This window comes from Nocardioides dubius (genome assembly GCF_039528155.1).
GTDB lineage: Bacteria > Actinomycetota > Actinomycetes > Propionibacteriales > Nocardioidaceae > Nocardioides > Nocardioides dubius.
On record NZ_BAAALG010000019.1, the window covers coordinates 48,011 to 56,896 of the forward strand.

Genomic DNA, 8,886 nt, shown 5'->3' on the forward strand with positions numbered 1-8,886 from the left:
GTCGGCCCTCTACCGCCTCGACCCGCGCACCCGCGCGGTCGAGGCCACGATCATCCCGCGCACCCTCGGTGCCGGCACCCCCGAGGAGCGCCCCGAGGCCGGCTACGGCCTCGCCGTCGACGACCGTCACGACCGGCTCTGGGTGAGCGCCACCCGGGAGGAGGCCGTCGTCGTCTACCACCAGGTCACCGGCGAGCGCGTCGCCACCATCGGCGGCTTGGGCCACGCGCGCGACATCGCCATCGACCAGCGACGCAACCGCGCCTACGTCTCGGACCCGGTCAACGGCACGATCACCACCATCGACACCCGCACCCTCGCCGTCGTCGGCCGGCTCAGCGACGACCCGGTGCCGTCCTTCTCCCCGATGAGCCTCGCCCTCGTCGAGCACCGCGGCCGGACGCTGCTGTACACCGTCAACCTCGAGGACGGCGCACTCGTCGCGCACGACCCGCGCCGCGGAACCACCGAGGTGGTCAGCCACACCGGCGGCGTCCGCGCCTCCGGCGTCGCCGTCGACCCGCGCCGGGGCCGGGCCTATGTGGCCAGCCAGGCCTCGGCCGACCTGCGCACCGTGGACCTGCGCACGGGCGCGGTGATCGCCACCGTCCCGGCCAGCGGCTCGGCGCTCAACACCGCCGTCGACCCGGTCACCGGACGCGTCTACACCGCGCTCTTCACCTCTGACGCAGTGCTGGTCACCGATGCCGGCACCGGCGCCCGGATCACCGAGATCGCCACCGGGCCGGCCACCCACGACGTCGCCGTCGCAGCTGGTCGTGTCTGGGCCGTGGACCAGGCTGCGGGCGGTGCCCACCTGTGGCGCCTGCCCGCGAGCTGACCGGCTGCCGGACACCTCGCCACTAAGGTGGACGGAGCAGCGCGAGGAGGGGCGATGAACGGCGCCAGACAAGCGGCACGGAAGGTCGAGGCGAGCCCGTGGGTCGACAGACTCGCCATCGTCGGTCTGATCACCTTCGGCGTGGTGCACCTGGTCTTCGCCTGGCTCGCCGTGGCCCTCGCCTTCGGCGAGCGGAAGGGCAAGGCCTCCACCAGCGGCGCCGTCCAGGAGCTGGCCGAGAAGCCGTTCGGCACCGTGCTGGTCTGGGCGGTGGCAGTCGGCATGCTCGGCCTGATCGTCTGGCAGGGCATCGAGGCGGCCACCGGCCACCGCCGTGAGGAGGGCGCCAAGCGCACCGCCAAGCGCCTGGCCAGCGCCGGCAAGGCGCTGGTCTACCTGGCGATCGGGGTCAGCGCCGTGAAGATCGCGCTCGGCAGCCGGAGCAACGAGGAGAAGAAGGCCGACTCGCTCACCGCGCAGCTGATGGACCTGCCCGCCGGGCAGCTGCTGGTCGGCGCCGTGGCGCTGGCGATCATCGGCACCGGCGTCGGGCTCTTCGTCGTCGCCTACCGCGAGTCCTACCTCCAGCACATGGACGGCGAGGGCACCAGCGGGCACACCGGCCGGCTCTATCGCTGGGCGGCGCGGCTCGGGCACGCCGCCAAGGGCGTTGCGCTGGTGATCGTCGGCTGCCTCTTCGGCTATGCCGCGATCTCGCACCAGCCGAAGGAGTCCGGTGGCCTCGACGTCGCCCTGCGCACCGTGCTCGACCAGCCCTTCGGGCCCGGGCTGCTCACCCTGATCGCGTTCGGCCTCGCCTGCTACGGACTCTTCTGCTTCGCCCAGGCACGGCACCTGGATCGCTAGGGTGCCGCCATGGAGAGCCGCCTGATCGAGACCAACGGAGTCCGCCTGCACGCCCGGGTGGCCGGCCAGGGCCCGGTCGTCCTGCTGGTGCACGGGTTCCCGGGCACCAGCTACAGCTGGCGCCACCAGCTGCCCGTGCTCGCCGCCGCCGGCTGGCAGGCCGTCGCCGTCGACACCCGCGGCTACGGCGGATCCGAGCGGCCCCACGACGGCTACACCACCGAGGTGATCGAGCAGGATCTGCTGGGCGTGCTCGACGCCCTCGGCGCCGACCGAGCGGTAGTCGTCGGCCAGGACTTCGGGGCCAAGTACGCCTGGAACCTGGCCCGGCACCACCCGGAGCGGGTACGCGCCGTCGCCGGCACCGTGCCCTTCGCCGACCTGCCGCAGGAGAAGGCGCCCAGCGCGCTGTGGGCCGAGCTCGCCGAGCACCACTTCCTGCACCTGCACTACTTCCAGGAGCCCGGCGTCGCCGAGCGCGACCTCGGCGGGGATCGGGCCGACGAGTTCCTGGCCCGGCTGCTGTGGGCGCTCTCGGCCGACGGCGGCTACTTCTCGGTCTTCGGCCACGCCTCGGCCGGGACCTCCTACCTCGACGCCCTGCCGTCGGCTCCGGCGCTGCCGTGGCCCTGGCTCAGCGAGGCCGAGTTCGCGGTCTTCGCCGAGGCCTTCGGTGCCGGTGGCCCGGGTCGCGAGTTCGCCGGCGGCTTCGGCTCCTACCGGGCCGCCGACGCCGACTGGGCCTTCGAGGCCGGGTGGCTGGGCACCCCGATCACCCAGCCCGCGCTGCTGCTGATCGGCGAGCACGACCCGGTCCGCAGGTTCACCCAGACCGACCCGGCGCTCTTCGCCGACCTCACCGAGCGGGTGATCCCCGGCGCCGGCCACCACGTCCAGCAGGAGCAGCCGGACGCCGTGAACGCGGCCCTGGTGGAGTTCCTCGCCGGTCTCTGAGCAATGGAGCCCCCTGTCGGATTCGAACCGACGACCACCTGTTTACAAGACAGGTGCTCTGGCCAGCTGAGCTAAGGAGGCATGACGGCAACGCCGTCGCGCAAGCCTAACCGCAGGCTCAGATCTCCCCCGAGTCGCGGTAGGTCAGCGGCACGAAGTCGTCGACCGTGAAGACCCCGTTGGTCTCCAGGGTGACCGACTGGATGCCGGCCGGGCGGCCGTCGCGGATGGTCAGGAACGCGAACTGCGCGGGCCGCCTCAGCTTGCTGCCGACCGCGATCGCGTAGGCGGCACCGCCGGAGGTGCCGCTGGTGAAGGAGTAGCCGGTCTCCCCGTTGCTGCCCCTCACGGCATCCGGGCCGATCCGGACGTGGACGTGCCCGGAGACGACCAGGTCGACGCAGCCCTGCTCCAGCGCGGAGGCGCCCATGTCGTCGTCGTGCACCAGCACCAGGCCGACCCGTTCCTCGGCGGCGCACGCCTCGGCCGCGATCTCGGCGTCCACGTCGGCGGTGGTCTGCTCCTGCGCGTCGCGCCAGGTGCCCAGCCCGCTGGAGCGCGGGTCGTTGCGGGCCATCATCCGCAGCCCGCCGGGCCCGTCGAAGATCCCGTCCTGCGCGGTCGTCCACCCGCGGTCCTCCAGGTAGCCCTGGACGAAGGTGCCGTGGTCGTGGTTGCCCTGGATCGCGTACCGGTCGAAGTCGTGGAACTCCCGCTCCAGCGAGTCGAGCGAGAACGCCTCCCACGGCTCACCGGTCGAGGTGTCGTCGCCCGCGTCGATGATCGCGGTGGCACCGGCCCGGTCGGCGACCTTGCGGATCACCGGGTCCATGCCGATGTTGTCGTGGCGGTCGGAGACGATCACCGCGACCGTCTCGTCCTCCTCCGGTTGCCGCAGCTCGACGAGGTCAGCCGCCTCCAGGGCCGCCGAGTAGAAGCGCTGCGAGCGGTCGTAGGTGTCGACCGCGCTCAGCAGCAGCTTCTTGCTCTCGGTGGTCGTCGCACTCACCTGGACCTGCACGCCTGCGGCCGCTTCCGGAACCGTGAGCTCCGGAAGGAAGTCGGCCAAGGACTCCCACTCCCCCGCATCGTCCTGGAGTCGTTCGGCCGGGCGCCAGGGACGAACCGTGAGCACCGAGGCCAGGCCGCCGACCAACGCGACCGCCACCACGCCGACCACGATCCGGCGCGGGGTGGTCTCCCCCCAGAGCTCGCGCCGGCGCCGCGAGCCGACCAGACCCCAGACCAGCAAGGGGATCGTGCCCAGCAGTGCGCCCTGGATCACCGCGTCCCAGGCCAGGTCCTGCACGGCCTTGGTGACGATCTCCACCTGCGCGTCCGGCTGGCTGGCGATGAAGGCGTAGCGCTGCGCGGTCTCCTCGGCGCTGGTGGCCTCGGTCTTGCCCAGGGTCAGCTCGACGCCGACCCACGAGTCGGTCGGGTAGCGCAGGTCCGGCAGGTACGGCCCGGTCTGCACCGTCACCCAGCCGTCGGTGGTCGGCGAGACGTCGGTGTCGTGGCTGGCCACCGCGATCGTCGTCGAGGAGTTGAAGAAGATCAGCAGCGCAGCCGGCACAGCCGTCGCCAGCCACGCCACCACGTAGAGCGTGATCCGGAGCGCGAGTCGGCGGTTGAACTGCATATGGACAAGCCAATCATCTCGCGCCAACCCGCACCGCCTCAGGCTCAGTCCCAGAAGTCGCCCCTGCGGTACCCGCTCAGCTCACTGACCTGCGGCGCGGGCCTGAGCGATCGAGTAGAGCGTGATCGAGGCCGCGACACCCGCGTTCAGCGACTCCAGGTCGTTGCCCATCGGGATCGAGACCAGCTGGTCGCAGGTCTCCGCGACCAGGCGGCCCAGGCCCTTGCCCTCCGAGCCGACCACGACCACGATCGGGCCGGTGGAGAGCTCGAGGTCGGGCAGCGCGACGTCGCCGTCGGCGGCCAGGCCGATCACCATGCAGCCCGCCTCCTGGTAGGCCTTGAGCTGACGGGTGAGGTTGACCGTCTGGGCGACCGGGACCCGAGCAGCGGCACCGGCCGACGTCTTCCACGCCGACGCCGTCATGCCTGCGGAGCGGCGCTCCGGGATCAGCACGCCGTGCGCGCCGAACCCCGACGCCGAGCGGACGACGGCACCCAGGTTGCGCGGGTCGGTGACCGAGTCGAGCGCCACGATCAGCGGCTGCTCGTCGCGGTCGGTGGCCCGGTCCAGCAGGTCGTCGGGGTGCGCGTACTCGTAGGAGGGCATCCGCGCCGCGAGGCCCTGGTGCACGGCGCCGCCGGTGAGCCGGTCCATCTCCCCGCGGGAGACCTCCAGCAGCGAGATGCCGGCAGCCGCGGCGAGCTCGAACGCCTCACGCAGCCGACCGTCGCGCTCCGCGCCCTCGGCCACGTAGAGCGCGGTCAGCGGCATCTCGGCCCGCAGCGCCTCGACCACCGAGTTGCGCCCGGCGATCCACTCGGCGTCACCGCCGCGAGCGGGCTTGCGGGGACGCTTGGCAGCCTCGCGCTCAGCGCGCTTCGCGACCTTGTGCGCCTTGTGGTACTCGCGGTCCTTGGCCTTGGGCGTGGGGCCCTTGCCCTCCAGCCCGCGCCGCACCCGGCCGCCCGAGCCAGCAGTCGGCTTGCTGCCCTTGCGAATAGCGCCCTTGCGCTGGGAGTTACCGGCCACAGCCGTTTCCTTCCGATCTGGGGTAGGAGGCCTGGGCCTCGCTCAAATGCTCCATGTGGTGCCGCCGGGGGTGTCCTCGAGTTGGATCCCCGCGGCCTTGATCTGATCGCGGATCGCATCGGCGGCTGCGAAGTCCTTCGCTGCCCGGGCCGCCGTCCGCTGCTCCAGCAGGCCGGCCACCAACGCGTCGACGGCGCCCGCGAGGGCGGTCTCCTCGCCGGCTCCGGTGGCGTACGCCTCGTCGGCCGGGTCGAGGCCCAGCACGTCGAGCATCGCACGGACCTGGGCGGCCGTCGTCGCCGCCTGCTCCGACTGGCCCTCGGCCAGCTGCTTGTTGCCGTCGCGCACGTGGTTGGCGATCACCGCGACCGCCGCCGGCGTGCCGAGGTCGTCGTCCATCGCCTCGCTGAACGCGCCCGGCAGCTCGGAGCGCAGCGCGGCGATCCGGGGAGCCTCCGGTGCGCGGTCGAGGAAGTTCTCGATCCGGCGGAACGCGGTGGCCGCCTCGTCGAGCGCCTCGAACGAGAACTCGACCATCGAGCGGTAGTGCGCGGAGACCATGTAGAAGCGCAGCTCCACCGCGCGCACCCGCTCCAGCACGTTGGGCACCAGCAGCGAGTTGCCGAGCGACTTGCTCATCTTCTCGCCGGCCGTGGTGATCCACGCGTTGTGCATCCAGTAGTTCGCGAATCCGTGACCGGCGGCGCGGCTCTGCGCCTGCTCGTTCTCGTGGTGCGGGAAGCGCAGGTCGATCCCGCCGCCGTGGATGTCGAAGGCCTCGCCGAGGTACTTGCCGGCCATCGCCGAGCACTCGATGTGCCAGCCCGGACGACCACGGCCCCAGGGGCTCGGCCAGCTGGCGGTGCGCGGCTCGCTCTGCTTGGCGCCCTTCCACAGCGCGAAGTCGCGGGGGTCGCGCTTGCCGCGCGGATCGGCGTCGGCGGCCGCCTCCATCTCGTCGACCCGCTGGCCGGAGAGCTCGCCGTACTCCTTCCAGGAGCGGACGTCGAAGTAGACGTCGCCGGAGCCGTCGGCAGCCGGGTAGGCGTGCCCGCGCTCGATCAGCAGCTCGATCAGCTCCACCATCTCCGGGATGTGGCCGGTGGCGTTGGGCTCATACGTCGGGCGCGCCACGTTGAGCAGGCCGTAGGCCTTGCCGAGCTCGTGGGCCATCTCGTAGGCGAGGTTGTACCAGGGCCGGCCCTGCTCCTCGGCCTTGGTGAGGATCTTGTCGTCGATGTCGGTGGTGTTGCGGATGAAGGTGACCTGGTACCCGCTGGCCCGCAGCCAGCGCTGCAGGACGTCGAAGTTGACGCCCGAGCGGATGTGCCCGACGTGCGGCTCCGACTGCACGGTGAGACCGCAGAGGTAGATGCCCACCTTGCCCTCGTGGAGAGGCACGAAGTCGCGCACCTGGCGCGTGGCTGAGTCATGGATCCGCAGAGTCACCCGCCAATCCTAATGATCCGGACAGCCCGCCGCCGATTCCGCCGACACCCGGGGGGTCAGGAGACGTCGAAGCCGACCTCGTGCCAGCCGGAGGCGCCGTCGGGATGGACCTCGGCCACGACCCCGGTCTGCACCTCTCCGTCGGTCGCGACGGCGCGCACCCGCACCGTGTGTGAGCCGCTGGCGAGCTCGACCGCGATCCCCCACTGCACCCAGGTGTCCGCGTTCGGCACCCGCGCCAGGTCGGCGGCCAGCCACGGGCCGTCGTCGACGGCGACCTCGACCGAGACGATGCCGCGCTGCGGCGCCCACGCGGAGCCGCCGACCGAGACCGTGCCGGCCGCGACGTCGTCCCCGTTGTGCGGGGTGTCGATCCGCGAGCCGATCTTGATCGGGCCCCGCTCGGCGAATCCCTGCTGCTCGGTCGCGAAGCCCTCGTCCTCGGCGAAGCGGGTGACCTTGAGCTCGGTGACCCACTTGCAGTCGGAGACGTGGCTGTAGAGACCCGGGGTGATCGAGCGGACCGGATAGCCCTGCTCGATCGGCAGCGGCTGTCCGTTCATCCCGACCGCCAGCATCGCGTTGCGCTGATCGGTCAGCGCGGTCAGCGGCGTCAGGCAGCTCCAGCCATCGGCCGAGGTCTGCAGGACCGCGTCGGCGCCCTCGGCCACACCGGCCTCGGCGAGCAGGTCGCGGATCAGCACGCCGCTCCACCAGGCGTTGCCGATCAGGTCTCCGCCGACCGGGTTGTTGACGTTGACCAGGGTGATCCAGGACTCCACGATCTGGCGGTCGATCAGGTCCTGGTAGCTGAGCACCAGCTCCCGCTCGACCAGGCCGTGGATCCGCAGCCGCCACTCGGTGAGCTCGATGACCGGATCGGTGAAGCTCGTCTGCTCGGTGAAGAACCGGTCGTTGGCGGTGCGCCAGGGCTGCACGCCGTCGATCCCGATCCGAAACTCGGGACGCGGGGAGCGCTCGTGGATCGGCAGGTTCAGCAGTCGACGGGTCTGGTCGACGCGCCGCCGCTTCTGGGCGAACCTGCCGCCGTAGAGCCACAGCGCCAGACCACCGACCCCGGTCACCACGGCCCGGACCACGAAGTCACGCCGGTCGAAGCGCAGCCAGCGCTCGAGCCGTTCCGCGGAGACCGCGGGGCTTCCGTCCGCATCGGGCGGTGCGGCGGCCACCCGTCGCTGGCTCGCTCGGGCGCGTTGCAGGGGGCCGGCCACGAAGGAGGTGAGCACGATCCAGGTGACGCCGCCCGCCACGACCGGGGTCACGGTCAGGGTGGTCAGCGTGTAGCGACCGACCATGCCGAGCGCGCCGACGGCGATCACCAGCACCTGCAGCGGGATCGCCTGCCACCAGCCGCGCCGCGAGAGCTGGCCGGCGAGGGCGCCGACACCGAGGAAGACCACGAAGAGGAAGGCGATCACGTACGGCTCGAGCAGCTCGGCACCGCTGGTGGCGCTCGGTGCGGCGTCCTTGATGCCGGTGAGCTGGTGGACCAGGTCCTCCAGCCAGCCCGGCAGATGCCCGACCAGCCACTCGGCGATCGAGACCAGCGGGTTGGGGCGCAGACTGAGCGCCATGGTGAGCGCATGGCTCACCGCCATACCCGCGATGCCCGCCACCATTCCGGCCAGTGGCCAGGCATACCGTGCCATTCTCACGTCGCCATGGTGTCAGAACGGGTGATCCCGGCGCCCACCGCCGGGGCTGCTCCGGCGTGCCGTGCGGCATGATCGGGTCCGTGAACGCACTCCCCCGCATCGGCATCGGCACCGACGTCCACCGCTACGTCGAAGGACGCGAGATGTGGCTGGCGGGCCTGCACTGGCCCGAGGAGAGCCTCGGCCTGGACGGGCACTCCGACGCCGACGTCGCTGCGCACGCTGCCTGCGACGCCCTGCTGTCGGCGGCCGGCCTCGGCGACCTCGGCAGCAACTTCGGCACCGCCGAGCCCGAGTGGGCGGGCGCGTCCGGCGTCGCGCTGCTGGGCGAGACCGCCCGCCGGGTGCGGGCGGCCGGCTTCGAGATCGGCAACGTCGCCGTCCAGGTGATCGGCAACCGGCCCCGGCTCGGCAAGCGCCGAGCC

Annotated in this window: 8 protein-coding genes and 1 tRNA gene; 4 read left to right on the top strand and 5 right to left on the bottom strand. The window is 72.0% G+C overall.

Translation table 11 applies throughout. The annotated features are described in order from the left end of the window. The 3 genes from ABD151_RS21620 to ABD151_RS21630 form a co-directional block, all read left to right on the top strand. Positions 1-841: YncE family protein (locus tag ABD151_RS21620; RefSeq protein WP_425571954.1), on the top strand; the 841-nt coding region annotated here is incomplete at its 5' end. A gap of 54 nt (positions 842-895) precedes the next feature. Next, on the top strand, positions 896-1,708 hold the full coding sequence (locus ABD151_RS21625) for a DUF1206 domain-containing protein (RefSeq protein ID WP_343996951.1): 813 nt from the start codon (positions 896-898) through the stop codon (positions 1,706-1,708). A gap of 9 nt (positions 1,709-1,717) precedes the next feature. After that, on the top strand, positions 1,718-2,662 hold the full coding sequence (locus ABD151_RS21630; protein WP_343996952.1) for an alpha/beta fold hydrolase: 945 nt from the start codon (positions 1,718-1,720) through the stop codon (positions 2,660-2,662). A gap of 4 nt (positions 2,663-2,666) precedes the next feature. On the opposite strand, the gene ABD151_RS21635 is transcribed toward ABD151_RS21630, so the two are convergent. The 5 genes from ABD151_RS21635 to ABD151_RS21655 all read right to left on the bottom strand — a co-directional run bounded on the left by ABD151_RS21635 (position 2,667) and on the right by ABD151_RS21655 (position 8,455). Next, a tRNA-Thr gene (locus tag ABD151_RS21635) sits at positions 2,667-2,743 on the bottom strand. A gap of 37 nt (positions 2,744-2,780) precedes the next feature. After that, complete coding sequence (locus ABD151_RS21640) at positions 2,781-4,304, bottom strand: metallophosphoesterase family protein (protein WP_343996953.1); 1,524 nt, start codon at positions 4,302-4,304, stop codon at positions 2,781-2,783. A gap of 81 nt (positions 4,305-4,385) precedes the next feature. After that, a complete protein-coding gene (gene rlmB, locus ABD151_RS21645; protein ID WP_343996954.1) occupies positions 4,386-5,336 on the bottom strand; it encodes a 23S rRNA (guanosine(2251)-2'-O)-methyltransferase RlmB in 951 nt (316 codons plus the stop codon). A gap of 42 nt (positions 5,337-5,378) precedes the next feature. Then, complete coding sequence (gene cysS, locus ABD151_RS21650; RefSeq protein ID WP_343996955.1) at positions 5,379-6,785, bottom strand: cysteine--tRNA ligase; 1,407 nt, start codon at positions 6,783-6,785, stop codon at positions 5,379-5,381. A gap of 56 nt (positions 6,786-6,841) precedes the next feature. Then, the gene (locus tag ABD151_RS21655) at positions 6,842-8,455 is read right to left on the bottom strand and encodes a molybdopterin-dependent oxidoreductase (RefSeq protein ID WP_343996967.1); all 1,614 of its coding nucleotides are present in this window, start codon (positions 8,453-8,455) and stop codon (positions 6,842-6,844) included. Between the two features lie 74 nt (positions 8,456-8,529). Between ABD151_RS21655 and ABD151_RS21660 the strand changes: the two genes are divergently transcribed. Next, positions 8,530-8,886, top strand: a 357-nt coding sequence (locus ABD151_RS21660) for a 2-C-methyl-D-erythritol 2,4-cyclodiphosphate synthase (RefSeq protein ID WP_343996956.1), incomplete at its 3' end; no start/stop codon positions are given.